This is a genomic window from Romboutsia sp. CE17, assembly GCF_012317385.1.
Taxonomy (GTDB): domain Bacteria; phylum Bacillota; class Clostridia; order Peptostreptococcales; family Peptostreptococcaceae; genus Romboutsia_E.
Genome location: NZ_CP051144.1, coordinates 1,073,295 through 1,098,504, shown reverse-complemented (window position 1 = coordinate 1,098,504; position 25,210 = coordinate 1,073,295). Strand labels below are relative to the sequence as shown.

29 protein-coding genes, 1 riboswitch and 1 other annotated feature are annotated in these 25,210 nt (G+C 26.1%); of the genes, 12 read left to right on the top strand and 17 right to left on the bottom strand.

Going from position 1 to position 25,210, the window contains the following annotated elements:
• Positions 1 to 47 precede the first annotated feature (47 nt).
• The 4 genes from HF520_RS05220 (at position 48) to HF520_RS05205 (ending at position 2,209) form a co-directional block, all read left to right on the top strand.
• Entirely contained in the window at positions 48 to 263 is a 216-nt protein-coding gene (locus tag HF520_RS05220) for a DUF1659 domain-containing protein (RefSeq protein WP_168573020.1), read from the top strand.
• A gap of 39 nt (positions 264 to 302) precedes the next feature.
• Entirely contained in the window at positions 303 to 533 is a 231-nt protein-coding gene (locus HF520_RS05215) for a DUF2922 domain-containing protein (protein WP_168573019.1), read from the top strand.
• 162 nt (positions 534 to 695) lie between these two features.
• Positions 696 to 842 (top strand): YvrJ family protein, encoded by a 147-nt coding sequence (locus HF520_RS05210; protein WP_147540072.1) that lies wholly within the window; start codon positions 696 to 698, stop codon positions 840 to 842.
• 125 nt (positions 843 to 967) lie between these two features.
• Entirely contained in the window at positions 968 to 2,209 is a 1,242-nt protein-coding gene (locus HF520_RS05205) for an IS256 family transposase (protein ID WP_168572333.1), read from the top strand.
• A 223-nt stretch (positions 2,210 to 2,432) separates the two neighbouring features.
• Here HF520_RS05205 and add read toward each other — a convergent pair whose 3' ends face one another.
• The 4 genes from add to HF520_RS05190 form a co-directional block, all read right to left on the bottom strand.
• Positions 2,433 to 3,419, bottom strand: coding sequence for an adenosine deaminase (gene add / locus HF520_RS05200; protein ID WP_330586309.1), 987 nt, complete (start codon positions 3,417 to 3,419; stop codon positions 2,433 to 2,435).
• A 93-nt stretch (positions 3,420 to 3,512) separates the two neighbouring features.
• A riboswitch (purine riboswitch) is annotated at positions 3,513 to 3,613 on the bottom strand.
• Between the two features lie 669 nt (positions 3,614 to 4,282).
• Entirely contained in the window at positions 4,283 to 5,554 is a 1,272-nt protein-coding gene (locus HF520_RS05195) for a sensor histidine kinase (RefSeq protein WP_168573018.1), read from the bottom strand.
• 6 nt (positions 5,555 to 5,560) lie between these two features.
• Positions 5,561 to 5,683: a hypothetical protein gene (locus HF520_RS15325; protein ID WP_256372438.1), complete on the bottom strand. Its 123-nt coding sequence runs from the start codon at positions 5,681 to 5,683 to the stop codon at positions 5,561 to 5,563.
• A 2-nt stretch (positions 5,684 to 5,685) separates the two neighbouring features.
• Positions 5,686 to 6,252 carry an accessory gene regulator ArgB-like protein gene (locus tag HF520_RS05190; RefSeq protein WP_168573017.1) on the bottom strand — a complete coding sequence of 189 codons (567 nt, stop codon included), beginning with the start codon at positions 6,250 to 6,252 and terminating at the stop codon, positions 5,686 to 5,688.
• Between the two features lie 254 nt (positions 6,253 to 6,506).
• Between HF520_RS05190 and gltS the strand changes: the two genes are divergently transcribed.
• Together gltS and HF520_RS05180 are read left to right on the top strand one after the other, a co-directional pair.
• The gene (gene gltS / locus HF520_RS05185) at positions 6,507 to 7,718 is read left to right on the top strand and encodes a sodium/glutamate symporter (RefSeq protein ID WP_168573016.1); all 1,212 of its coding nucleotides are present in this window, start codon (positions 6,507 to 6,509) and stop codon (positions 7,716 to 7,718) included.
• Between the two features lie 75 nt (positions 7,719 to 7,793).
• Positions 7,794 to 8,102, top strand: a complete 309-nt coding sequence (locus tag HF520_RS05180) for a DUF1540 domain-containing protein (protein ID WP_168573015.1) — start codon at positions 7,794 to 7,796, stop codon at positions 8,100 to 8,102.
• A gap of 150 nt (positions 8,103 to 8,252) precedes the next feature.
• Here HF520_RS05180 and HF520_RS05175 read toward each other — a convergent pair whose 3' ends face one another.
• From HF520_RS05175 to HF520_RS05160, 4 genes are all read right to left on the bottom strand, one after another.
• Positions 8,253 to 9,566, bottom strand: a complete 1,314-nt coding sequence (locus HF520_RS05175; protein ID WP_168573014.1) for a M20 family metallopeptidase — start codon at positions 9,564 to 9,566, stop codon at positions 8,253 to 8,255.
• A 62-nt stretch (positions 9,567 to 9,628) separates the two neighbouring features.
• Positions 9,629 to 10,099, bottom strand: coding sequence for a hypothetical protein (locus HF520_RS05170; protein WP_168573013.1), 471 nt, complete (start codon positions 10,097 to 10,099; stop codon positions 9,629 to 9,631).
• 18 nt (positions 10,100 to 10,117) lie between these two features.
• Positions 10,118 to 10,963 carry a DUF3100 domain-containing protein gene (locus HF520_RS05165; protein ID WP_168573012.1) on the bottom strand — a complete coding sequence of 282 codons (846 nt, stop codon included), beginning with the start codon at positions 10,961 to 10,963 and terminating at the stop codon, positions 10,118 to 10,120.
• Between the two features lie 347 nt (positions 10,964 to 11,310).
• Entirely contained in the window at positions 11,311 to 11,742 is a 432-nt protein-coding gene (locus HF520_RS05160; RefSeq protein WP_168573011.1) for a MarR family winged helix-turn-helix transcriptional regulator, read from the bottom strand.
• 192 nt (positions 11,743 to 11,934) lie between these two features.
• Here HF520_RS05160 and HF520_RS05155 point away from each other — a divergent pair, with 192 nt between their 5' ends.
• From HF520_RS05155 to HF520_RS05145, 3 genes are all read left to right on the top strand, one after another.
• Positions 11,935 to 12,150 carry an alpha/beta-type small acid-soluble spore protein gene (locus HF520_RS05155; protein WP_243155203.1) on the top strand — a complete coding sequence of 72 codons (216 nt, stop codon included), beginning with the start codon at positions 11,935 to 11,937 and terminating at the stop codon, positions 12,148 to 12,150.
• 78 nt (positions 12,151 to 12,228) lie between these two features.
• Positions 12,229 to 12,912: a YjjG family noncanonical pyrimidine nucleotidase gene (locus tag HF520_RS05150; RefSeq protein WP_168573010.1), complete on the top strand. Its 684-nt coding sequence runs from the start codon at positions 12,229 to 12,231 to the stop codon at positions 12,910 to 12,912.
• A 138-nt stretch (positions 12,913 to 13,050) separates the two neighbouring features.
• The gene (locus HF520_RS05145) at positions 13,051 to 13,863 is read left to right on the top strand and encodes an Mrp/NBP35 family ATP-binding protein (RefSeq protein ID WP_168573009.1); all 813 of its coding nucleotides are present in this window, start codon (positions 13,051 to 13,053) and stop codon (positions 13,861 to 13,863) included.
• A 65-nt stretch (positions 13,864 to 13,928) separates the two neighbouring features.
• Here HF520_RS05145 and HF520_RS15485 read toward each other — a convergent pair whose 3' ends face one another.
• The 3 genes from HF520_RS15485 to HF520_RS05130 all read right to left on the bottom strand — a co-directional run bounded on the left by HF520_RS15485 (position 13,929) and on the right by HF520_RS05130 (position 15,247).
• The gene (locus HF520_RS15485; protein WP_442970751.1) at positions 13,929 to 14,087 is read right to left on the bottom strand and encodes a DUF1284 domain-containing protein; all 159 of its coding nucleotides are present in this window, start codon (positions 14,085 to 14,087) and stop codon (positions 13,929 to 13,931) included.
• Positions 14,088 to 14,263: 176 nt separating this feature from the next.
• Entirely contained in the window at positions 14,264 to 14,806 is a 543-nt protein-coding gene (locus HF520_RS05135; RefSeq protein WP_168573008.1) for a biotin transporter BioY, read from the bottom strand.
• 165 nt (positions 14,807 to 14,971) lie between these two features.
• Complete coding sequence (locus HF520_RS05130; RefSeq protein WP_243155202.1) at positions 14,972 to 15,247, bottom strand: hypothetical protein; 276 nt, start codon at positions 15,245 to 15,247, stop codon at positions 14,972 to 14,974.
• 211 nt (positions 15,248 to 15,458) lie between these two features.
• Between HF520_RS05130 and HF520_RS05125 the strand changes: the two genes are divergently transcribed.
• Positions 15,459 to 16,205 (top strand): lysophospholipid acyltransferase family protein, encoded by a 747-nt coding sequence (locus tag HF520_RS05125; RefSeq protein ID WP_168573007.1) that lies wholly within the window; start codon positions 15,459 to 15,461, stop codon positions 16,203 to 16,205.
• An 87-nt stretch (positions 16,206 to 16,292) separates the two neighbouring features.
• On the opposite strand, the gene HF520_RS05120 is transcribed toward HF520_RS05125, so the two are convergent.
• The 3 genes from HF520_RS05120 to HF520_RS05110 form a co-directional block, all read right to left on the bottom strand.
• Positions 16,293 to 16,646: an arsenate reductase family protein gene (locus HF520_RS05120; RefSeq protein WP_168573006.1), complete on the bottom strand. Its 354-nt coding sequence runs from the start codon at positions 16,644 to 16,646 to the stop codon at positions 16,293 to 16,295.
• An 89-nt stretch (positions 16,647 to 16,735) separates the two neighbouring features.
• Positions 16,736 to 18,040: a hypothetical protein gene (locus HF520_RS05115; RefSeq protein WP_168573005.1), complete on the bottom strand. Its 1,305-nt coding sequence runs from the start codon at positions 18,038 to 18,040 to the stop codon at positions 16,736 to 16,738.
• A 176-nt stretch (positions 18,041 to 18,216) separates the two neighbouring features.
• A complete protein-coding gene (locus HF520_RS05110; RefSeq protein ID WP_168573004.1) occupies positions 18,217 to 19,818 on the bottom strand; it encodes a Na/Pi cotransporter family protein in 1,602 nt (533 codons plus the stop codon).
• Positions 19,819 to 19,994: 176 nt separating this feature from the next.
• Here HF520_RS05110 and HF520_RS05105 point away from each other — a divergent pair, with 176 nt between their 5' ends.
• Complete coding sequence (locus tag HF520_RS05105) at positions 19,995 to 20,189, top strand: hypothetical protein (RefSeq protein WP_168573003.1); 195 nt, start codon at positions 19,995 to 19,997, stop codon at positions 20,187 to 20,189.
• Positions 20,190 to 20,247: 58 nt separating this feature from the next.
• Here HF520_RS05105 and HF520_RS05100 read toward each other — a convergent pair whose 3' ends face one another.
• The gene (locus HF520_RS05100; RefSeq protein WP_243155201.1) at positions 20,248 to 21,441 is read right to left on the bottom strand and encodes a CD0519/CD1768 family membrane protein; all 1,194 of its coding nucleotides are present in this window, start codon (positions 21,439 to 21,441) and stop codon (positions 20,248 to 20,250) included.
• A 346-nt stretch (positions 21,442 to 21,787) separates the two neighbouring features.
• Here HF520_RS05100 and yaaA point away from each other — a divergent pair, with 346 nt between their 5' ends.
• On the top strand, positions 21,788 to 22,558 hold the full coding sequence (gene yaaA / locus HF520_RS05095) for a peroxide stress protein YaaA (RefSeq protein ID WP_168573002.1): 771 nt from the start codon (positions 21,788 to 21,790) through the stop codon (positions 22,556 to 22,558).
• 47 nt (positions 22,559 to 22,605) lie between these two features.
• Here the strand turns inward: yaaA and HF520_RS05090 are convergent, their stop codons facing one another.
• On the bottom strand, positions 22,606 to 23,811 hold the full coding sequence (locus HF520_RS05090; protein WP_168573001.1) for a homoserine dehydrogenase: 1,206 nt from the start codon (positions 23,809 to 23,811) through the stop codon (positions 22,606 to 22,608).
• Between the two features lie 154 nt (positions 23,812 to 23,965).
• Positions 23,966 to 24,188 (bottom strand) — a binding site (T-box leader).
• Positions 24,189 to 24,336: 148 nt separating this feature from the next.
• Positions 24,337 to 25,203, bottom strand: a complete 867-nt coding sequence (locus HF520_RS05085) for a YihY/virulence factor BrkB family protein (protein WP_168573000.1) — start codon at positions 25,201 to 25,203, stop codon at positions 24,337 to 24,339.
• Positions 25,204 to 25,210: the final 7 nt, after the last annotated feature.

Genomic DNA, 25,210 nt, shown 5'->3' with positions numbered 1-25,210 from the left:
GTAATTAAAAGATTACTTTAAAAAAATTTTATAAGGAGGTATATATTATGGCTGTTGTAGAATTTAAAAATCCATCAAGCTTGAAAATCGTATTAGACTTAGGTTTAGTAGATGGAAAAGCAAAAACAAGAAGTAAATCTTTTTCTAATTTAAAACATGATGCAGTACTTCAGGATGTATATGATGTTGGAGTAGCTTTGATGGGACTTCAAAAACATGATGTAGTCGACATAATAAAAGTAGATAACACAACACTTAGTTAATAGTCTATTATTTTAAATTTAAGAAAGGAGGAATTTTAAATGGAAACTACTAAAAGTTTAGTAATGACTTTTTTAGATGAAGGCGATTCAAAAGTATCATTAACTGTACAAGACCCTAGAGATAATATAACTGAAGCTGAAATAAAATCTGCTATGGAGTTAGTTATATCTAAGAATATCTTTGATCCAAATGGATTAAGCCTAGTATCTGCAGTAGATGCAAAAATAGTTGTTAAAGAGACAACTCCTTATGATTTAGTTATAGGTTAAAAAAATTCTTTGTTAATTTTATTAATTCCTACTGGGTAATACTTTATTCCCTAAGATTTAAAACTTGCCTAAAATTTAAAAACTTATAAAGACTATGCTTTAAAACTCCCCTTTTTTAGCATAGTCTTTTTTATAAAATTATATAGAAAGGTTGTGTTTATGATGAATTCAGAGATTCAAACTCTGATAGCTTCTGTTGGTTTTCCTATAGCCCTTAGCATGTATTTACTTGTTAGGATTGAAGGTAAGCTTCAGGCTCTATCTGATAGTATTAATGAATTATCTAAAAATATAATTAGTATGAAATAAGGGAGTCGGCATTAGACGGGACTGTAGGTAGTTTTGTGTAAATACAAACTTACCTACAGTCTTTTTTGAATGTAAAATTGGTAAGTTTGGAATAATATTCATATTAAACTTTTGGAGGTAAAGAAATGAAAGATCAAAGAGAAATAATTATTCCAGATTTAGACTACCAAGCTGAAGTAAGAAAATGTAAAACCATGGAAGATGTAGTTGGTAAAAATGGATTAATGCAAAAGCTGTTCAAAGATATTATCCAACAATTGCTAGAAGCAGAAATGGAAGAACATCTGGGAAGAGAAAGGCATGAAAGAAGTAATGAAGCTAATCCAAACTATAGGAATGGATATAGTTCTAAGACTATTGAAAGTAGTTTTGGTGAAGTTGGCCTAGATATACCAAGAGATAGAAAAGCACAATTTGAACCGAAGGTTGTTAAAAAGTATGAAACTGTATGTAATGAACTAGATAAAAAAATAATAGGTCTTTATGCCTGTGGTATGAGTGTAAGAGATATCCAATCTGAAATGGAAGAACTATATGGCATTGATGTGTCTCCTGCAATGATATCTAAGATAACAGATAAGGTTGTAGAGGCTGCCGCCGAATGGCAAAGCAGAGAACTTGATGAAATATACCCAATCGTATATATGGATGCTATGCATTTTAAAGTAAGAGATGATAATAAAATAGTTTCAAAGGCAGCATATATATGTATGGCTTTAGATATGAAAGGAAAAAAAGATATATTAGGTATTTGGATTGGTGAATCAGAAGGCGCAAAATTTTGGCTATCAGTTTGTAATGATTTGAAAAATAGAGGCGTAGATGATATTTTAATTGCATGTATGGATGGTTTAAAAGGTCTACCTGAAGCAATTAAAACTGTATATCCAGATGTAAGTATTCAAACTTGTATAGTTCATCAAATTAGAAACTCTCTTAAATATATAGCATCAAAAGATCAGAGAGAGTTTATGAAAGATTTAAAAAGTGTTTATAGGGCATTTAACGAAGAAACAGCACTTAAAAATTTAGATATTCTTAAGGAGAAATGGTATTCAAAATATTCTGTTGTAATAGATTCATGGTACAATAACTGGAGTAATCTGAATACGTATTTTGAATATCCACATGAAATTAGAAGAATTATTTATACTACAAATGCTCTTGAGGGATTTAATAGACAGTTAAGAAAATATACTAAGGTAAGAACTGTATTTCCAACAGATGAGTCACTAAGAAAATCACTATATTTATCTACCATGAAAATTATGGAGAAATGGACCTCTCCAAACCAAAATTGGGCGTCTACTTTAGGACAGCTTACAATTATGTTTGGAGAAAGGATACCTAACTCTTACACAATATAAATTTTTTTAAAATTATGGAAAATTTAGTGTATAAATAACTAAATTAAACACATAATAATTGTGTAAAGAATTCCAGTATTAGTATTTCTCAAAAATAAAAAAATATTACTGGAATTTGAAATTTCCAGTAATATAAATTATAAAAAATCTTATTTACACAAATCTATAGACATTCTCGTTTAAAGGGCATAGTTTGTAAATAACATACTATGCCCTCTGTTATTTAAATTAGTTTTCTTAACCAATCTTTTGTTTTTTCATCTGCAAATGTTGATTCAACTGTATTTAAGTAAATATCCTTATATTCATCCATTGTCATATTGAAATTGTCTTTTATTAAATTTATCTCATTAGTAAGATCTATATTAGATACAGTTCTATTATCCGTATTTAAAGTTACACTTATTCCATCCTTATAAAAATTATAAAATGGATACTGTTTCATGCTATCTATTGCCTTTGTATGTATATTACTTGTAGGACACATTTCTAATGTGATTTTTTTATCCTTTACTAATTCATATGCCTCTTTCATATCTTTAATATTAATTCCGTGACCTATTCTTTCAGCTCCTAATAAATTTATAGCTTCTACTACATTTTTTCCACTTGCTGCTTCTCCTGCATGTATTGTAACTCTATATCCATAACTTCTAGCTAAATTTATAGCATTTTTATATTCTTCTGAAAAGTTCTCATTTTCTGGTCCACAAAGGTCTACTGCAACTACACCCTTTCCTAAAAATTCTTTCCCTTCATTTATCACTAAGATTGCATCATTTTCACTCATATTTCTCATACATCCTAATATTAAGTTCGCTTTTATATCATATTTTTCTTCAGCATAGTTTATCCCATTTATAACACTTTTTATTACTTCTTTTATACTTAAACCTTTATTTGTATGAAGTATTGGAGCAAACCTTATTTCCATATATTTTATATTTTCTTTATGCGCATCTTCTAATAATTCAAATGTTACTCTTTTTAAACTTTCCTTGGTTTGCATTACTTGATTAGGTATTTCAAATTTTTTTAGATATTCTACTAATGATGTACAGTTTGATGGAACTCTTAATAGTTCACTAACTTTTTCTGAATCATATGAAGTCATATCAATATTTTCTTTTTTCGCAATATCTATAACAGTTTCTACTCTAACACTTCCATCTAAGTGACAATGTAGTTCAATTTTAGGTAACTTGTTCATATTAATATCTCCCTTTCTTATCTATGTTTAAATAATTATTTTCTAAAAATTTGTATAAAAAAATTCCCCATTACAAAGAAAACCCACTATCATATCTGTGTAAGCTTTCTTCGTAATCAGGAATTTTACGGGTCCTGGTAGAGACTCCCAATCCATATTATTGGGATTATACGAATTCATGTAAAACATTGTATTGTCAATACTTTACATGATCTATAATTTCAATTTATCAGTTTTTAGTCAATTTTAAAGATAATATACAGATAAAAACACTTTATTCATAATGTTATCAATACTTTCTAAAAAGGACTAAATAATACTATTCCTTTTATTTTATATTCACATATAGAAAATGTAAATACATATTTTCTATTTTTATAATATATTTTATGTAAAAATTAAGTTTTATGTTTAGACTATCAATTTTTATATGTTGTTTTATTTATTTTCTTTTATTCTTCTGGAAGTTATATTATAAAATTATAAACATATAACTAGGATTAGAGTTTTTAAAAGCCACTTGAGCTTCTTTATTAAGTTTGTTCATGTAGCATAAGAACAAACTTTAATTCAAACTTAGTATCTTGTAATAATTGCTTAGTTAGTAACTTTTGACTCGTAGGATATTGATTGCATAAATTTGGATTTGAAATAGAAATGTCAATATGATACAAATTTCAATTTAATTATTAGATTTAGATTAATAAGTTTAAAATATTGCTAAAAAAGTGGACAAATTAAACTGTCCACTTTTTTACTCAAATATCAACATAATTTAAAACAGAGACTTTTATATTGATTCTAAACAGCCCTTGCTGAAATATCTAGTAGCATTAATTTAATAAGTCTATTCAATTTCAAAATTATATTCTATCTTTTTGATTAAAAAATATAACTTTAAAGTCAGTATATTCCTCATTGCTACTTACATGTACTTTTCCATTATTATTTTCTACAATTTCTTTAACTATGTGTAAGCCATATCCATGACTTCCATCTTTATTAGTCTTTGTAGTGAAACCTGTATCAAATATACTATCTAGTATGCTTTGATCTATCTGAGGTCCATTATTTTTAATACTTATATAAACACTATTAAATATTTTATATGTTTTTATAATTATTAATCCCTTACCTTCTAATGCTGTAATTGCATTACTTAAAATATTTGATACTATTTTATGTAACTCATACTCACTAATATCTATTAGATTAGAATCAAACTCCTCATCTACAACTACATGTATATCTCTTAAATCTAATGACTCAACTACATTAGATATAATAGAGCCTCTATTAGTAATATATTTTACACAAGATGATACCTCAGCGTTTCCATTTATTATATTTTTTAACATTTCTCCCAATCTATCATATTGTTGCATTACATATAAACCATTAATATATGATATTTGAGAGCCATAGTCATGCTTTATTTTTTTCAGCTCATTATTTTTATCAATTAATAAGTTGTTCAATCTATTAATTTCTTTATATTTTTTATCCATGCTATTCATATAAACTGAAATACATATTATAAATATAACAATCAGCAGTATCAATACATTAGTTAAAACTACATTAGCCCATCCATTTAATATCATAGAAATACTAGCTATAAAATCCATCGATATAACAAGCATAAAAACAATTCCAAGTGATGCTCTCCTTTTAGTAAGGCTCTCATATATTATCTTCACATTGTCTTTATTTTTTATAATAAGTAACTCTAAAATCATAGCTGGAATATATATTCCTAATAATCTAGATAATTCTACATCATTGGTTATATTACTTATTATAGGCCAGAATATACTAGTAGCTAAAATAGCTATAATCTGTATTAATAAATATGCTATTGAATAAGCTATTAATGCTTTTTTGTATACACTCTTGTAGATTATACATATAATGATTAGAGTTATTATTGTTATTGACGTAGAAGTTATATTACTGTTTTTAAATATACTTGTAGCTAAAATACATGTTACAAATATACTTATACTACTTATAACTAAACTCTTTTTTCCATATTTATCATCTATATCTTTATTAGTAATCAAAAAATAATATGGGAAGTAAGTCATTATAAAAACTTGTATAACAGTATTTAATAAATCAGTAAAAAAATTCATTATTAACTATCTTTTTTCTTTTAACGATTTAGGCATATCCTCTACACCTATTGCTACTACAGATGCTGCCTCATTACTTATTATAAGTATTGACATCATAGCCATTATGCTCCCCATTAATTTTTTCATTATTATTCCTCCCCATGTTTTTTTGAATTGAACATTAAGCAAACATTAATTGTTAATGTCCATGTTATTATATTGCTATAAACTCCATATTTAATTATAAATATAGAAATCATAGATAAGATTATAGAATTAACTAATGCTATTTTATTATTTTTCTTTATTAAACTTGGTTTTGTTATAGGCATACATTTATTTATTATAGGTGCTTGATGATATATGCAGAATATATTTATAATGCTTATCAATATAGTGCTTACAAGATTTAAATTGCTGTTTTTTGCTATTAATATAGTTAAACAGCATAGTATTGTAGTAGCAATTAAACATCTCTTTTGTGATGTCTCGTGATACCCTCCTGTAAATGGTTTTACACATGCCATAGTAAATATAATTAAAACTACCTCTTTAAAATATCCAAACATAGAAAATATAATTATTATAGTTATAATTTTGAGTATCTCATACATCATTAATCTCATTACGTACTGTATTTCTTCTGTTTTCTCTTGTGTAAAGTTATTGTATTTGCATATATCTTCCACAAAACAATCTATTTTTTTTCTCAACATTTGTTATGATTCTCCATAAAAAATTTAACATACGTATATATTACCATATTATTACATTTTTTTGTATTCTTTTTTACGAAAATTCAATTATATACAAAATTAAAAATTTAATATGTGAATTAAAATATATTATTTAAACTTGAAAAACTGTTTTACTATTTCATATTGTATTTTTAGCTTTTACTTTATAATATTTGTCCTTATATTTTAATATATATTTAGTACTACTATTATATTATAAGGAGGGAAATTTTTTGTTTAATATAAGCCTTACCTCATCGTATACATTAATACTTGCAATTGTCCTATTTTTAATAGGATCTATAATAAAAAACAAAATTAAGATATTTAACAATTTTTGTATTCCATCTCCAGTTATTGGAGGTTTGCTTTTTTCAATTTTATATTTAATACTTAATTCTTTAAGTTTAATTAAAATTTCTATGAATACAAACCTAATGCCTAGTTTTATGTCTTTCTTCTTTACAGCAATAGGTTTAGGTGTAAGCTTTTCACTAATAAAAAAAGGTGGTACACTACTAATTAAGTACTGGATTTTATGTGGCATCTTAGCTTATTGTCAAAATATATTAACAGTAATTTTATCTAAAGTCTGCAAAATAAACCCTTTGCTAGGTCTTATGTGTGGAACAATCTCTATGGAAGGCGGACATGGATATGCTGCTGCCTTTGGAGCTACTATAGAAAAATTAGGAATAAATAATGCTTCCAGTGTTGGTATTGCTTGTGCAACCTTAGGTTTAATACTAGGAGGAATTCTAGGAGGTCCTGTTGCTAAATATCTCATTGTAAAATACAAATTAAAACCTAGCTATAATAATAAACAAAAGTCTTTAATAAAAAGTACACCTCTTGGTATTTCAAAATCATACTATGGATTAACACCATATTTATTTTTTGAGCAGTTTTTAATAGTTTTATTATGTATGACTATTGGTGATTTTTTGACAAATTTAATTTATAATATAACAGACATAACATTACCTAATGTAGTTTGTTCTATGTTTATTGCTGTAGTTATTAGAAATTTAAATGACAAGTTTAATATAATTAAAATAGATCTACAACTTTTAGATTTTTTAAGTGAACTATCTTTAGGTATGTTTTTAACTATGGCATTAATGAGTATAGATTTATTAAAATTATCTAACCTATTTGGACCTATTTTATTTATAATATTTTGTCAAGTTATCTTTATAGTATGGTTTTCTATATTCATATGCTTTAAAGTTTTAGGTAAAAACTTTGATGCTGCTATTATAATCAGCGGTCTTATTGGCCATGGCCTAGGTGCTACACCTAATGCACTTGCTAATATGACATCTATTAGCCAAAAATATGGATATTCGGAAAAAGCTTTTTTAGTAGTTCCTCTAGTCGGTGCTTTTTTACTAGATGTATTTACAATGCCTTGTATTATTTTATTTATTAATATACTAGGATAAAATAAATTTATTTTACTAGATTAAATTTTGTTATTTTTAGCATAATATTAATATAATTTAATCTAGGAGGTTATTATGAATAGTAATTTAAATTGTCAAGCTTATAATTGTGCTTATAACAAAAACTTTAACTGTTTCGCATCTCATATAAAGGTAGAAGGCTATGAAGCCGCTGTAACTCCAGAAACTTATTGTGACAGCTTTAAGGATAAATCTTCTTTTACTTTTTCAAATTATTCTGAAAAAAGTAATTTGACTAGTACTCAAGATATATCTTGTAGCGCTACTAATTGTACATATAATATTAATGGGGCTTGTAATGCTAGCCATGTTGATATAAATTTTGAAAATGCAAGTTGTGAAACTTTCAGATTATCACATTAAAAAAAGATACTATCCTAAATTTAGGATAGTATCTTTTTATTTATATTTTATAATAATAAATCTTTAATAAATATAATACTCTAAAATTATCATCATTAATCTAAAGGAAAGAATTTGCTACGAACTATTATAATCATTTAATTTTATATATTATATAGTTCTGTCATGTTTTTCTAGGAATCCTAAATATTCTTCTTTAGTCATAACTGGAGTAAAATCAGATAATATGTTATTAGCTTCTTTAGCATCATCAAATAATAAGTCTATTACAGTCATAGCCATTGATTTAGCAGGGACTATATATGCTAAATCTTCATCTATTATTTCAAAATCTCTAGTGTGAAGAGCGCCTTTAATCCCACCTATCATAGGGTGCATAGTAGGCATTAAGTGAGATATATCACCTAAGTCGAATGAACCAGTAAAGTCTCCACCATCAACTATTTTTTCTTTCTCTATTCCTAACTCAACAAGATTGTTAAAGAATAAGTCATCCATGCTTCTATAGCGTAATATTGGTAAGTATCCTGGTATTTCAGTTATCACAACTTCAGCACCAACAGCCATACCACCAGCAATTAGAGCTTTATTTATTCTTTCACTAGCATCAATCATTCCATCTATAGTTCTAGCTCTAACATATGATTCCATTTGAACATCAGCAGGAACAACATTAACTATATCACCAGCTTTAGTCAAGATTGGATGGAATCTAACTCTTTCAGATTCTTTAAAAGTCTCTCTTAAAGCATTTACATTGTTTATAGCAAGCATTGCAGCGTTTAATGCATTTACACCTTCATGAGGAGCAGAACCTGCATGAGATTCTTTACCTATAAATTGAACTTTCTTTCCTATAAATCCGTTACTTTCAGGACCAACTAAAGCTTTGTTATCTCCCATATCCATAGAATGGAACATCATAGATATATCTATATCGTCAAAGTATCCTTTTTTAACAAGTTCTTGTTTTCCACCAAAGTAAGTTATTTCACCTTTATCTTTTAATTGTTGTCTGTATTCTAATTCTATAAATTCTTCAGCTGGAGTGGCCATGAAAGAAACTTTACCATCTAAATGATCTAAAACACCACTTTTAACTAAACCTATTGCAGCTCCTAACATACCAGCTATTTGTATATTATGGCCGCATGTATGAGAGGCACCTATTTCATTAGAATCTTTATGTTCTTTACAAGATATTCCATCTAATTCTCCTAATATAGATATATGAGGACCTTTTTTCTCTTTATTAGTAATAGCCTTGCATCCAGTAACGGCTATATTTTTCTCAACCTCTAATCCAAGCTCTCCTTGTAAGAAATTAACTACAGCTTCTGTGGTTTTGTATTCTTTATATCCATATTCTGGATTTTTATATATTCCTCGCCCTACCTCAAGTATTTTTTCTCGATTATCATCTATTGATTTTATAACTAATTCTTTTAATTGATGTTTGTTCATAATATACCCCCTAAGTTTAATTAACTTATATTAATAGTTATCTACAAAAATAATTTAATATTTTATATAACACCTTGAATCTTTAATACTATATGAGCTATAGAAGCACAAGCAAAAAATATTGTAGTAAACACTACTAATGATATAACAACTATCTTCCAAGACATTTTCTTTAGTTCTTCTATTTTATTACCAACAGATAAACCTGCAAATGCTAGTAGCGGAGTAGTTATTGCCATAAAGTCTATATTAGCTATATGTTCATTAAATACATCTGATATTGGATTACCAGGTATACTTAATAATAGACCTATTATTGTTGCAAATCCAAATGCAGGGAATATTGATTTTGGGAATAAATCTTTTAATATCATAGCTATCATTGCAGCTACAATCATCATTAACATACCAGGAAGTGCTGTAGTTATCGCGATTCCTTTACTTATAAATTGACCTAATAATATCATAGCCCCAACCATTAACATTATAATTAATTGGTATGACGTTCGTTTAAAATCTATTTTTCCAAACATGATTATTACCCCTCTCTATTATGCTATTTCATCATTTTCTTTGTTTTTTCTACCTAGCTTTGGCTCAAATATAGCATATAACTTATTAGTGAATGGTAAAGTTATAAATACTAAGAAAATTAACCCTGTTATACTGGACATCATATTGCTTGTAGCACCATATGAAAGTATGGTATCAACCATTTCAGGATCAGCTGCTATATTTGGAACTTTTGAAAGAGCAGCAGAAGCAGCTGTCATCATACTACCACTCCCAACCCCAGTTGCCATACCTAATGCATATGGATGAAGACCTGTATATATAGAAACTGAGCCTAATATAGAAAAGTAGATAGTTCCCAAAACTGTTCCCATCAAATATGTTCCTAAAACACCGCTTCCCTCTGGAGAGCTTATACCATATTTTTCAGATATAACACCTAATGCAGTCTCACGGCTTATACTAGAACAAGCACCAATAGCTTCTCTTTTAAATCCTAGTAATAAAGCTAAAGGCAGAGCTATTATTGGTGCAAGAATATGACCAAATTCCTGAGCTACAAAAGCAGGCCCTGCTTGTATTATTTTTTCCAGGTTTGGTCCAACTGTTGTTCCATACTTTATCCCTAGTAAAACAAGTGCTATACCAACTACATCACCAGCTATATTGATCTCTTTTTCATTTATAATGCTCTTTAATACTTTGATTTTTTTACCTAATAAATCAGGTGTAATTATAATTCCTACTATAACTGCATATAGCATAGGGAATAAAACTAGTGATACAGCCCCTAAATTAATCGTGTACTCACCTATTAACTCACAAGCTATAACAATAATAAGTGCTACTAACATTGCTTTCATAAGATTTTTGTTGTCTTTCATAATAATCCCCCTAAAATATAAAATTTATATTGATAATGATTACTCTAGATAAGAAAAATATGACAAGTTTACAAAGATAAAAAATATAAACTAAGCATAAAATTTTGCTTATTCCACAATTAAAAGTAATTCGCTAATAATTCCTTATTCACATGGTAAATCTTGTATAAAAAAAAGTCAATCTTAGTATGCATTTTTTGTAAAAAAATATAAAAATAATCTATAAATATAATAAAAAGATTAGTATTTAGATAAAATTTACAAATACTAATCTTTTTTAGAAAATTATTCTTGTCAAAAATAATTAATTTATTTTGGAAATTATTTTAGCTAACACAATATATTTATTATGAATTATCTTTATAAAATCTATTTGCATAAATACGTTCTATAAAATTAGTGTATAATTCTCTTTCTCCATCACTAAAATCTTTCGTTACTAAATAAAACCAATCCTTAAATATAGATTTGATATCATCAACAGTACAATTCCCTTTTTCAGTCAAATTTAAGCTATATGATCTACTATTTTCTTTATCTTGAACTTTATCAATAAGACCTAAATCAACTAGTTTTTTAACTGTTCTAGTAACTATTGCTTTATCTACATCTAGTACTGTTGCTACATCTTGTAAATTTAAACCTTCCATTTTTTTTATTATAATCAAATATCTCAAACTAACTAAAGTGATATCATGCTCTTTTAATATATCTTCTGCATATCTACGGAAATCTTTATTTATAGACCATATCTGTTTACTTAAAATATTTAATTCCAAATATCTTCACCTCTATAAACTTATTTAATATCTTATTATATACCATTTATCTCTATATTCCAATGTTATTTCAAAATTTATTATTTTTATTTTTATATTCTTTATAATTTTTGTGCAACTTATTTTATTTATTCCGTGTATGAAAAATGGTATAAATGACAAAAATAACTAATAGATTAAGGAGGTAAATTTATGAATGTAAATATGGAAAACAAAACAATTAACAATAAGTTAATAAATGAAAATGCTAAAAAAGCTTTAGAACAATATAAAGTGGAGATATCTAGTGAATTAAATAATTTTTCAAATGATGAATTTCCTTATGTCGGAGGAATTGCAACTAGAAAATTAGTAGAGCTTGGAGAAAAAGCTTTAATAAATGAGTATAATAATATTAATAATAACTAATATTTTCAATATGAACTTCTAATATGATATAATATCTCTATAAAAAATTTACATTTTTAGGTAAAGGGGAGATATGACATGAAATATGAAGTTCTTTTTTTTGATGCGGATGACACATTATTTGATTTTAAGAAATCTGAAAATTTTGCTTTAGATAAATTAATGAGCTCTATTGATACAGATTTAGAGAAAAGTTATTGCATTGAAATATATAAAGAAATAAATAATAACATTTGGAAGGAATTTGAGCAAAACTTAATTTCCTCTGACGAATTAAAAATAGAAAGATTTAAAAGATTTGCAGACAAAATAAATCTATCACAGGATCCTAAAATATTAAGTAACATGTACGTCAACTTTTTAGCAGAAGCATCTTTTATATATAAAGAAACAGAAGAATTATTATCTTATCTTTATAAAAAATATAAAATAGTTATCATAACAAATGGATTAACTTCTGTACAAAATAAAAGAATTAAAAAATCAATTATTAAAGATTATTTTGATGCAGTTATTATATCAGACGAAATTAAAATAGCTAAACCAGACCCGAAAATTTTTGATTATGCCTTAAATGTAATCAATCATACTAATAAAGAATCTGTACTTATGATTGGTGATAGTTTATCTTCCGATGTAAAAGGTGGCGTTAATGCCGGAATAGATACTTGTTGGTTTAATCCTAACAACAAAAAAAATAACTCTTCACTTATTCCTAAATATGAAATAAGCACTTTATTAGAATTAAAAAATATATTGTAGAAAATAAAAATACTGAAAGCTAAACTTCTAGTATTTTTTAATTATTATTAATATAAATGATTTTAATTTGATTGGTAGGGTATAAATACAATATTAATTTAAATACATATTAATTATGTATCATCGGAGGTTATAAATATGTCAAATTGTGCTTCTTGTCCTTCTAAAGGACATTGTAATACAAATGCTAGTAGTTGTGGGATTATTAATCACCCATACAATAATATAAAAAAAATTATAGGAGTAATGAGTGGTAAAGGTGGAGTTGGTAAGTCAACTGTAACTACTTTACTTGCAAAACAATTAGCTAAAAATGGATATAAGGTAGGTATATTAGACTCAGATATTACTGGTCCTAGCATTCCTAGACTTATGGGATTGAATAATGAAAGAGCAATGTCAAATGGTAATGATATCTACCCTATTGCTAATGAAGATAACATTAAAACTATGTCAATAAACTATATGGTTGATACAGAAGAACAACCTATAGTTTGGAAAGGACCTATGATTACAAATGCTGTAAAACAGTTTTATAGTAATGTACTTTGGGGAGAACTTGACTACTTACTTATTGATATGCCTCCAGGTACTGGAGATGTAGCTATGACGGTAATGCAATCTCTTCCTATAAGTGGTATTATAATGGTTTCCGTTCCACAAGATATGATTTCTATGATAGTTGCTAAGGCTGTTAATATGGCTAAAATGTTAAATATTAATATTATTGGTGTAATAGAAAATATGAGTTATATTCAATGCCCAGATTGTAATAAAAAAATAAAATTATTTGAAGGTGAAGAAATTAATAATTTCTTAGCTAGCAATAATTTAAACTTATTAGGAGAGCTTCCTATGACTAAGGAAATAATTAATATAACTCATACTGGAGTAAAAGAAACAAGCCCTGAGTTAGAAAATATCTTAAATAATATTATAAATCAATTATAACGTTAAATAAAAAAATAGCGAGTTTTATATAATATATGTATCATATAAAACTCGCTATTTTTTACCTATGTAATATTATTATATACTAGATTTTCTAAATATTTATAGTTGTGTATATCTTCTTTTATAGAAAAATATTTAATCATTTTACTATCTATAGAAATTACCTTATATTGAGTTTCGCAGTTATTTTCTCCTAATTTGTTCGGACAACTTTCACATATACTATCTGTAGAATATACTATTTTTACATTTATATTCTAGTTATTGTTACATGTTTTAAGAAACTTATTATATGCTTTTATTTCTTTTATTATATTATCCATTTTTTGTGTAAAATCATTGCTATAACCACTCCTTTGATATGCTCTCATACATAAGATATGATATGGGCGTATTTTTAACATACTTTCACACCAGTTTTAATCCTTTTAGAAACCTCTTTACCTACAGCACTAGCTAAAACTAATTTAATTAAATCTACTATTACAAAAGGTAACACACATGCAATTAAACTTTGATATAAAGTTGATTTTGTTATAATAGAAAATATAACTGTACCTGTTGTATAGACAATAAATAATCCAAATACCATTGATATAAATATATAGATCATAGATTTTGTTCTTTCTGTAGTATATCCTATAACTAATGCCATAAATGGACATCCTATTAAAAAACCACCTGTTGGTCCTAATATTATTCCTAATCCTCCACTAAATTGAGCAAATACTGGTAACCCTATAGCTCCTATTAATAAATATATAACTATAGATATAAACCCTTTTTTAGCGCCTAAAACCATGCCCGCTAATGCTACAGCAAAGATTTGCATTGTTAATGGTACGCTTGTAAATGGAAGTGGTATAGATATTTGAGAAAGTATAGAAGTTAGTGCTGCAAATAAAGCACAAAGTACTATATCATTAGTTTTTAAGTTCATTATTTATTTCCCCCAATTTTTAGTTAACCCTTTTAATTAATTAGGTTTACCTATATTATATTTAAATATATTTTTTTAGTCAACTTAATTTTTACTTATTATTATAAAATTCTCATAAATAAAATGGTATTTATCTAAATATACATTTAGATAAATACCATTTTATCAATCCACTATAAATCTAATTTTATCTCCATTTTTTCTTTCTATATATGCAATTTCACCGACTATATTATAATCAAATGCATTCATCATTATATTTAATAATTTTTGACTATCTATAATATCAGATTGTTCTTTAAAAAAATCTATTGCATTATTTTTTACTAACCTTTTTACAAAACTAACTGGTAATTTTAAATATATTTTATCCCCAGTAGTTGCACTAATTTTAACTTTTAAAAACCTTTCTTCATAATTAATTCCTATCTCTCTACTCACAAAATTCCCCCTTAAATTTATCTATTAATTAATTTTCTAATATTTTTTTATAATTGACTAATAATATACTTAGAAGAAATTAACTACCTTGTCTTATTTATATTCATAATTTCATATTATATATAACCTCATATTGATATAATTTGTAAATAAATTTATTTTATGATAAAATAATTTAATGGATTATTAATTTTAAAGGGAGTTGAAATTATTGTTTAATTATATTAAATTTGCCTTATACTTAATATTAATCTTCCTCTTAGCTATTCCTAAGTTGATAAGATTCGAATTAAATCCTAATGAATATTCAGCTAAAGAAAAGTTTTCTTTCTTGAATAAGCACGCAAAAAGAGCATTATCTTTAGTAAATATAAAACTAAATATTTTAGGTAAAGATAAGTTACCTAAAGAACCAGTATTATTCGTTATAAATCATTCTAGTATGCTAGATAGTTTTATATTAGTTGCCAGTGTAGATAGACCTATTGGTGTTGTTATAGCAGATGTTCCCATTTGGAAAAATATGCCCATAATAAGTCATTGGACAAAGCTTATAAAGTGCGTGTATATAAATAGAGAAAATACTAGAGAAGGTATTAAAAGCATAATTCAAGCTTCTAAAAATATAATAAGTGGTCAAAGTATGGCTATATTTCCTGAAGGTGATTTAACATGGATTAAGGACCCAAATGCTTTAGTTTCTGACTTTAGACCAGGAGCTTTAAAAATAGCTTACAAAGCTAATTGTCCTATTGTTCCTTTAGTTATAAAAAACTCTAAAGAAACTTATTCAGGATATGAGCCTATTGGTAAAATAAATTCTATGACTGTTGAAGTAGAGTTTTTAGATCCTATCTATGACCATATAGAAAATCCAAAATTAAAATCAATAATATTAAGCGATAATATAAAAAATAAAATGATTAATAAAATCGAAGATTTTAAAAAAATATCATGATTTTAGTTCTATAAAATAAAAAGCATGCCTTAATTTTAAGGCATGCTTTTTATTTTATAAATATTTCTTTTAGAAAATATTCTACTTTTATAATAAACTATTCTTCCATTCTTCTTCTTTGAATCCAAGTAAAATATTTTTATCGTCATATACTAACGGTCTTTTTATAAGCATTCCATCACTTGATAATATTTCTAAAAGCTTATCCTCTGATTCAGTTTTAATAATATCTTTCAAACCTAACTCTCTATATTTTACTCCACTAGTATTAAAAAATTTCTTTATTTCATATCCACTTCTCTTATATAATTTTTCCAATTCTAATTTCGTAGGTGGATTTTCCGTTATTTCTATATCTTCAAAAGGGATATTATTTTCATTAAGCCACTTCTTAGCTTTTTTTACTGTTGAACATTTTGCATATCCATAAAATTTTATCATTACTAAAAAATCTCCTTTAATATTATAATACATGTAATTACCCTAAATATATAAATTTAATCATATTATTTAACATATATAGCATAACCTTATATTAAATTCCAAGGAACTAACTCAACTTCTCCATAAGACCTATACTTTAATCGATTTGAGTATTCACCTTTATATCCTATTATATAAAGTAGTGTTAATTCTATATATCTTGTTCCTATTTGTATAATATTCCACATATCATCTACACTTAGATTAGCCTTATTTCCCTTTCTACTTGGATGAACAATTTTATTTCTAAAATAAATAACTAAGTCAACACCATCATCAAATTTACTTCTTATCCAATCATCAAATAAATATAATTCCTTTTTCCCATGAGGTATTTTACATATATCAAGTAGCAACTGTATATTTTGAGATGTAGAGTTTTTATCAAATTCATCATCATCTAAAATAGTATATAATTCTACTAATACAACATAAGATAATGTTTCAAGAGCTATCTGAACTGATATAATATTATTTTCTAAAGTTATATTGTTTTGTGATTCTATGTACCAATCTATGATATGCTTTATAGTCGGCTCATAATAAGCATCTTCTAATTTTTTGCACATCAATGATATGTATTTTTCTATATTATAATAATTAGATATTGTATCACTCCATGTTGGAACAAACTTAAATGGAGTTACAATAGATTCTCTCCATAGTCTATAAACATTTTTATTATTGCTATATCCATTAGCTACACATATATCAACGTATCTACCGCACATAAAACTAAGGGCCGTTGATATTCTATCTAGTATCACATCAATGTTAGTAGTTTTAAACTTATTGTTATCTTTTTTTATTATTCTGCCTACATGAGTTATTATATTGCCTGATTTAATTTTCAATTCTTCATTTAGCTCTTTTCTATAGTCATACCTTTTATCTATAATAACTTTAAATTCATTTACATCAAATTCTAATCTACCAGCAAACATTTTGTTATTACAATTAATAAGTTTGCCAGGTAGTTGGTTTAAGTTTATTATATTGAAATCAACATACTCTACATATGTATTTTTAGATTTTAAATTTGTATCATTTGCATAACCGTCAATATTTTTATCACTAATATTATTTATAGTTATGTATATAGGTTTATATCCATAGACCTCTAGTATTGCATTATCATAATCTAAATCAAGGTCAAGGACTTCATCTTGGACACTTATTATAGATGCTTCAAAGTTAATAGACATGGGCGAAATCATTTTATAATATATTATTCCATTACATTTATATTTTTTGTCAAGATAAATACAAAATCTACCTTCATAAATAATTATATCTTCATCAATATCATAATTAAAATACTTTGAATATATAGCATCTTTAACTATTTTCATTCCTAGCCCACCTTTACCTTTATAATACTCTTTTATTATTATATCACATAGTTACAAATTTAAATAGCACAGCTATTTGTTTCGATAGCTGTGCCATTTAAATTTGTAACGCTCATATACATGCCTGTAAATTTTTCTATATATTATTTTTAGTCTATTTTTTTCATTTATTATACTTAGTATAGTGCCCTTTTAGCAATATTTGCACTATGATCTGATATTCTTTCAAGATTAGTTATTAAATCTATATATAAAATTCCTGAATCAATGCTACATTTTTCATTATTTAATCTATATATATGATTAATACGTATAGACTTTTCTATTTTATTTACTTCTTCTTCTCTAGCTAATATTTCTTCTGCTAATCGTTCATCTTTTTTATCAATTAGCTTTAAAGCACCTTCATAATTAGCTATTACCATATTAAACATTTCCTTAACTTCTTCTAAACCTTCATTTGATAAATCCAAATTCTCATTTATTGCCTTTGTAGCTAATTCTGCTATATTTTCAGAATGATCTCCAACTCTTTCTATATCATTTACAGTATTAAACAAATTATCTACTGACTCCACTAAATTATCAGGCAATGAAGTTTTTGATAAGTTTAATAAATAATTTAGTATACTTTTTTGTAAAATATTAATAGTCTCTTCTGTATCTAATGTCTCTCTCACACTTTTATCAGATTTATTAATAAATGCATCCATAGAAGAATTAAGACAACTTTTAGCAAATCTGCCCATTCTTAAAGTTTCTTTAACTGTATTTCCTAATGCTATTGAAGGAGTTTCTAGCATTCTTTCATCAAGATATTTTGTAGCTTTCTCATCATTTTCATCATTATTATCAGGAACTATCTTCATAGCTAATTTTACGATAAACTTAGAAAAAGGTAATAATAAAATTACATTTATTAAATTAAACAGTGTGTGAGCATTTGCTATCTGTCTAGCTGCGTCATTTGGATCAATCTTAGTAACTATATAAGATATAGGTCTATTTAATACCAATAAAAATAATATACTACCTATTATATTAAATAGTAAATGCATTATTGCAGCTCTTTTAGCATTTCGACTTGCTCCAATACTTGATATTAATGATGTAACACATGTTCCTATATTATCACCATAAAGTATAGGTAATGCAGATGTTAATGGTATTAAACCTTGAGCTGCAAGAGCTATTAGCATCCCCATTGATGCACTAGAACTTTGAACTATACCTGTAATAGCAAATCCTAATAATAATCCTAATATTGGTCTATGTCCAAAGCTAATTAAGGCATCTGTAAATCCTTTATACTCTGCAAGTGGCTTTACTGCATCTTTCATAAACTCCATGCCTGTAAATAAAATACCAAATCCTAATAAAATTTCTGCTATGTTTTTAACTGTAGTTTTAGAAGAAAAAAGATATAATATAATACCAATACCTAAAGATACAGGCGCTAGACCTTCTAAATTAAAACTTACTAGTTGAGCTGTGACTGTTGTACCTATGTTAGCACCCATAATCACACCTATAGCTTGATTTAAGTTCATTATTCCTGCGTTGACAAATCCAACAACCATTACGGTTGTCGCACTTGAACTTTGAATAATTGCTGTGACAACAGCACCCACTAAAACTCCCATAATTACATTACTCGTTAATAATTCTATTATTCTTTTTAATTTATTACCAGCAGAATTTTGTAGACCTTGAGCCATTAAATTCATACCATATAAAAAGAGACCTAAACCTCCTAAAATACTTATTGCTATACTCAAAATTGTTCCTCCTTATACTCAAAATCATTTTAAATTCATCTAAGTATATAATTGTCTATTTTTACATTAATAATTCATAAATAATTATGTTATATAATTGTTAATTAATTTAGAATACTAATTTAGTTTTAGGTTAAATTATTAATATATTATTAATAACATTTAAGGAGGAAATTATGACATTAGATAAACATAAAAGAGAAGATAATAAAACTAAATTTAATAGAAATGATAAAAAGAATCCAAATTTTAAATTAGAACAAGGTGAAGAATTAAACTTACCACCTAGACTTAGACCTTCAAAAACAGGTTCAGTTAGCCAAAATACAGCTAGACCCATAAGTAGTCATAAAAAACATCAGAATCATTAAAGTACACTATTTCAACAAAAAAGAGAGTAATGCATTACTCTCTTTTAAAATAAACAACTTATATAATTAACATATAAATAAAATGAGCAGACATACCTGCGCATATTCCTCCAATAGTATGAGCAATAATAGCTTTGCTAGTTAATCCTCTAGAATTTAACGCATCCATCATTCCTACATGTGTACTTAAATATCCACTCCAGCACATTCCCATTGCTGTAAATACTGCTATATCATTTGGAGTTACAACTCCATCAGTTATAAATTGTGGTACTAAAGACATAGCCGCTCCAACTGCTCCTAAAGATGTAATTGGAAATGCAATAGCTTCTGGTGATGTAAATCCAAAAATCGGCTCTAATATAAAACTAATCTTTTCTCCTATAACAGGTAAAAGAGCTATACCTTCATATGCAGATCCTGTATATACTTCTAATCCTGTTTTAGGATCTATAGATGGGCCAAAAGTAAGTAGCATCACCATCGTGCATACAACTAGTACACCTGGTATTATTGCTATTCCCATATCTACACCATTTTTCCCGCCTTCTAACATTGCATCTAAAGCTCTTTGAAATATATTTCCATCCCTTATTTCTCTGTACTCAGTACTGTCATTATATTTTCGGGGACTTTTATCTAATTTTGGATCATAACTATAATATATTTTAGTAAAATGTATCATAATTCTAACACTTATTACGCTACCTATTATCGCTGATATATTACCTATTATTGCAGGTAATACATATTCTTTTCCTTGAGATATCATAAATGTTGTTAATATTAACCCCATGCCAAATGCTGTTCCTAAGTTACATAAGGCCGGTATCTCATGAGTTTTAAAGTATTTTGTAAAACTCTTATCTTTAGCAAATGATATTATTGCAGGATTATCAGATAAATATGTAGCTACAGCTCCTGCTATGCTAGCTCCAGGTAATCCATATAAAGGTTTCATAAATATTGCAAAAACCTTGTTTATCAAAGATATAACTCCAAATTCTGATAATAATGCACTTAGTGCACCTGCTAAAACTGACATTGCCATTATTAAAAATACTGTATTTAAAAGTAAATCATGTGCAGTATTCATGATTACTTTAAACATTATGCCAGCACCCATAATACTAGCTATGTAACCAAATCCAATTACTAGTATACCTATAAATATAAAGGTTTCTAAATTAACAGCTTTAACCCTTTTTGGAGAACGCTCTTTATCCAATATTATAACGTCTTTTTCTTCCACAGTGCTCCTCCTTAATTATTAAATTATTAACATATCTTATTATAATTAGAAAATTTAGTAAATGCAATAAATTTAACTTTTTTATCTATATATAGTGCATTTATACTTTAATAGTTGAACTTCTACTATATTCTATTTGTCATACATACATAAATAAATTTATTATTGTATTATTAAATAAACAGTATATTTATTTAAATAAAATTATTTTTTATTTAGATATTCTTGTATTTTATTTATACTATGTTTATTATATAAAAATAAATATTATTTAGTTTATATTAAAATGATTCAAAATAAATTACATTGGTATAAATAAATTATTAATAAATAGAGGTGAATTAATATGCTAACAATAATATCCCCTGCTACTACTATGAAGTTTGATAAAAATACTAATTTGGATATATCATCAAAGCCTTATTTTTATAATGATGCAAATTATCTAATGAGTATTCTTAAAAATCTAAGTTTAGCTGAAGTTCAAAATCTTATGAATTTAAGTGAAGATTTAGGACATTTAAATTTAAATAGATACAAAGAGTTTGGTTCAATCAATAATCCAAAATCTCAAAGTATATTAGCTTTTGATGGTGAAGTTTTTAACTGTATGGATGTTTCTACCTTCAATAATAAAAACTTTAATTTTGCTAATACGCATTTACGAATTCTTTCTGGATTATATGGTGTTCTTTCTCCTTTTGATTTAATAGAACCTTACAGACTTGAGATGAAATCAAAGCTTGAAAATGAATCTGGAGCAAATCTATATAAATTTTGGAAATCTAAAATAACAAATTATTTAATAGAAGAAATTAAAAAGCATGATAATAAAATAATTCTTAATTTAGCATCTTCTGAATATGTAAAAGCGATAGATTTAAAAAAATTAAACAATCATTGTAAGTTCATAAATGTAGACTTTAAAGATTATAATAATAACACAGGTAAATTTAGAGTAATTGGTATGTATTCTAAACAATCAAGAGGATATATGACTAGATTTATTATAGAAAATGAGATTGATAATATAAATGATTTAAAAGATTTCCAAATAAATGGATATAAATTTAATAACGAACTCTCTGACGACTTGAATTTAATATTTACTCGATAAGAAAAAGGTACCTTTTTTACTTTCAATTAAAAGGTACCTATATATATTTAGTTTATTTTTATTAACTTACTTATTTTATTGCAATAACCTTTGCTTTTTATTTCAGATAAAGTACTATTTATTTCATATTCAGAATTTGCATTCACTAATACTGCAAGTTCTTCATTCTCATTTAATACATCAAAACTATTCATTTTTGATTTTATTACACTTATAATACTATCTTTGTTATGACATTTAAATCTAAGTAATGCACTACATTGATTGTCTAATACTTTAATAACTTCAGCTTTATCTTTAGTAAATGAATTTATAGATGAGAACCTACCTTCTAATATATCTATTAAATCTCCATAGACTGCACTTCCTGTAGCAAGCTTTCCAGCACCTTTTCCTACAAATGATACTTCACCAACAGAATCTCCATTTAATACAACTACATTATTCTCATTTTCTATATTAGCTAGTATATTATCAAATTCAACTAGTACAGGTCTAACAAACCCCCTTACCTTATACCCATCGTATTCACTTTGACCTACAAGTTTTATTTTACAGTTTAACTTTTTAGCATACTCTATATCTTTTTTATCAATATCAGTAATACCTTCTAAATACAAATCTTTCCAGTATACTTTATTATCATATGCTAGTGTTGATAATATAGATAATTTTCTTGCTGAATCATATCCTAATACGTCTGACGCTGGATTAGCTTCCGCAAATCCTAAGTTTTGAGCTTGCTTTAAGGCCATGTCATACGATAAATTTTCATTATACATTTTTGATAGAATAAAGTTAGTTGTTCCATTTAATATTGCATAAATACGATCTATACAATTACCTTCTAAAGATTCTATTAACGGCTTAAGTATTGGTATTCCACCTCCAACTGAAGCTTCAAACTTAATGTTAACATTATTTTTATTAGCTATCTTTGCAAGTTCATCTCCATATTCAGCTAATAAATCTTTATTAGCTGTAACCACATTTATTTTATTATTTAAAGCTCTTTTTATATATTCTAAAGATGGATTAATCCCTCCCATAACTTCAACTATAACATCTAGATCTTTATTAAAAACTTCCTCAACATCTGTTGTTAATTTATCATAGTATTTCATACCTTCATATTTACTTTTATCCCTTACTAAAATAGAAGCTATTTTAATATTCCTTTTATCTTTATTATTGTCTATAATGTCTACTAGCCCACTTCCTACTGTACCATATCCTAATATCCCTATTTTCATATTAATACCTCCTTTAATTTTATACACAAAATCCCCCTATGTAATAGCACAAACCTGTTAGTGATCATACCAAATTAAATTTACCATTCTTAGCTTTTTATTAATTTGTATCTTTAAAAAACTTCTACAATAATAAAAAACTCTCATCCTTTAATAAAAGGACGAGAGTTTTTCCCGCGGTTCCACCTAATTTGATCAATTCAATCCACTTATAACTATAACGTAGTTAACGTCTATTCTTACTAAAATACATAGATAACTTCAGATAGCAGCTCCTAGGTAGTTTTCAATTCCTCTAATTAAGAAAGTCTTTCAGCCTATGAACTTTCATCTCTAATAATCGAATTAAATTTACTCTTCCTATTCTTAGCTTTTGTATATATTATAATCATATTGCTTTAATTTTATTGAACTAAATTGTTAGTGTCAATAAAATTTATTTATAATTATAAATAAATTTTATTATTTGTTCAGATTTAATTATATGATATATTATAAAAAAAGCTTATACTCTTATTTATACTTTTAATAATGTTCAAACACTTTTCTTTTTATTTTAGTTTTATACTTAATATTTCTAATAAAATATAACTTAGCATTTACTTCAGATCCAATTAAGATTGCCCAACTACTTAAATATATCCAAGTTATAAGTATTATTATTCCACCTATACTACCATATATAACTTCATAATTAGCATAATGATTTGCATAGTAAGAATATATATAAGATATTAAAAACCATGAGATAGTACCAATTATTGCACCTGGTATAGCATCCTTTAATTTTATTTGTTTATTTGGAGTATATATATATAAACATAAAAATATTATTACTATTGTTCCTACCCCAATTAAATACCTCCATAAGTTCCATATATTAAGAAATACTTTATCAATTCCTATAGTATCTAATAAAAAATCACCTAATTTTTCTCCAAATACTAAAAATATAATAGATATAAATATTAAAAGTAAAAGCATAATCGTAAATACCATTGCTATAGTAAATATTTTAAAATATGACCTAGTTTCTTTAACATTATAAGATTTATTAATACTTCTAATTAAAGCTCTAACAGCTCTAGATGATGTCCATATTGTAAGGAAAAAACTTGTTATCACTAAACTTATACTCCTATTTTCTATTGCTGATTGAATTATTGAGTTAGCTATCACAAAAGCCCCTGTAGGCATTATATTTTGTAATAAATCTATATATCTATTGATATGTATTACTGGAATATAAGCTAATGCATTAATAGTAAATAATAAAAATGGGAAAAGTGACAATAGAAGATAAAATGCTACTTCTGCTGCCTTAGAGTTTATTTCGCTGTAACGAGATTTTTTTATTATTTCTCTTATATCTTCTTTTGAAAATTTTAGCATTTCATTT

Bases quoted from the DNA above. Each gene is read 5' to 3' on its own strand.
- HF520_RS05210 (WP_147540072.1), top strand. From the start codon at position 696: ATGAATTCAGAGATTCAAACTCTGATAGCTTCTGTTGGTTTTCCTATA.
- HF520_RS05135 (WP_168573008.1), bottom strand. From the start codon at position 14,806: ATGAACTTAAAAACTAATGATATAGTACTTTGTGCTTTATTTGCAGCA.
- HF520_RS05155 (WP_243155203.1), top strand. From the start codon at position 11,935: ATGAATGTAAATATGGAAAACAAAACAATTAACAATAAGTTAATAAAT.
- HF520_RS05105 (WP_168573003.1), top strand. From the start codon at position 19,995: ATGACATTAGATAAACATAAAAGAGAAGATAATAAAACTAAATTTAAT.
- HF520_RS05180 (WP_168573015.1), top strand. From the start codon at position 7,794: ATGAATAGTAATTTAAATTGTCAAGCTTATAATTGTGCTTATAACAAA.
- HF520_RS05120 (WP_168573006.1), bottom strand. From the start codon at position 16,646: ATGATAAAATTTTATGGATATGCAAAATGTTCAACAGTAAAAAAAGCT.
- add (WP_330586309.1), bottom strand. From the start codon at position 3,419: ATGAACAAGTTACCTAAAATTGAACTACATTGTCACTTAGATGGAAGT.
- HF520_RS15325 (WP_256372438.1), bottom strand. From the start codon at position 5,683: ATGAAAAAATTAATGGGGAGCATAATGGCTATGATGTCAATACTTATA.
- HF520_RS05205 (WP_168572333.1), top strand. From the start codon at position 968: ATGAAAGATCAAAGAGAAATAATTATTCCAGATTTAGACTACCAAGCT.
- HF520_RS05195 (WP_168573018.1), bottom strand. From the start codon at position 5,554: ATGAATTTTTTTACTGATTTATTAAATACTGTTATACAAGTTTTTATA.
- HF520_RS05170 (WP_168573013.1), bottom strand. From the start codon at position 10,099: ATGTTTGGAAAAATAGATTTTAAACGAACGTCATACCAATTAATTATA.
- HF520_RS05190 (WP_168573017.1), bottom strand. From the start codon at position 6,252: ATGTTGAGAAAAAAAATAGATTGTTTTGTGGAAGATATATGCAAATAC.
- HF520_RS05145 (WP_168573009.1), top strand. From the start codon at position 13,051: ATGTCAAATTGTGCTTCTTGTCCTTCTAAAGGACATTGTAATACAAAT.
- HF520_RS05220 (WP_168573020.1), top strand. From the start codon at position 48: ATGGCTGTTGTAGAATTTAAAAATCCATCAAGCTTGAAAATCGTATTA.
- HF520_RS05090 (WP_168573001.1), bottom strand. From the start codon at position 23,811: ATGAAAATAGGGATATTAGGATATGGTACAGTAGGAAGTGGGCTAGTA.
- HF520_RS05175 (WP_168573014.1), bottom strand. From the start codon at position 9,566: ATGAACAAACATCAATTAAAAGAATTAGTTATAAAATCAATAGATGAT.
- yaaA (WP_168573002.1), top strand. From the start codon at position 21,788: ATGCTAACAATAATATCCCCTGCTACTACTATGAAGTTTGATAAAAAT.
- HF520_RS05115 (WP_168573005.1), bottom strand. From the start codon at position 18,040: ATGAAAATAGTTAAAGATGCTATATATTCAAAGTATTTTAATTATGAT.
- HF520_RS05215 (WP_168573019.1), top strand. From the start codon at position 303: ATGGAAACTACTAAAAGTTTAGTAATGACTTTTTTAGATGAAGGCGAT.
- HF520_RS05085 (WP_168573000.1), bottom strand. From the start codon at position 25,203: ATGCTAAAATTTTCAAAAGAAGATATAAGAGAAATAATAAAAAAATCT.
- HF520_RS05150 (WP_168573010.1), top strand. From the start codon at position 12,229: ATGAAATATGAAGTTCTTTTTTTTGATGCGGATGACACATTATTTGAT.
- HF520_RS05165 (WP_168573012.1), bottom strand. From the start codon at position 10,963: ATGAAAGACAACAAAAATCTTATGAAAGCAATGTTAGTAGCACTTATT.